This is a genomic window from Pseudomonas sp. 2995-1 (assembly GCF_002742505.1).
Taxonomy (GTDB): domain Bacteria; phylum Pseudomonadota; class Gammaproteobacteria; order Pseudomonadales; family Pseudomonadaceae; genus Aquipseudomonas; species Aquipseudomonas sivasensis.
The window spans coordinates 1-230 of the sequence record NZ_LJSA01000618.1; the positions used below are offsets into that span (position 1 = coordinate 1).

1 protein-coding gene is annotated in these 230 nt (G+C 38.7%); it reads left to right on the forward strand.

Annotated elements, in window-relative coordinates; translation table 11 throughout:
• Positions 1–230, forward strand: a 230-nt coding sequence (locus AOA61_RS31405) for a hypothetical protein (protein ID WP_218197420.1), incomplete at both ends; no start/stop codon positions are given.

Genomic DNA, 230 nt, shown 5'->3' on the forward strand with positions numbered 1-230 from the left:
GTACAAAGATCAATTACAAATCGTTTCGTCAGCAAATCAGCTTCCAGACGTTGGGATGACTTGGGCTGCTGGATTTATGGAGCCATATGTAAGAGGAGAAAGATTTGCTTCACTAGAAGATATTCTTGATGACGAGTTTAGAGACTCCTTTGTAGGTGGAGTTCGTGAAGCTTATGAAGTAGATGGAACTACTTATGCATTACCATTAGAATTAAATATTGCACCAGTTT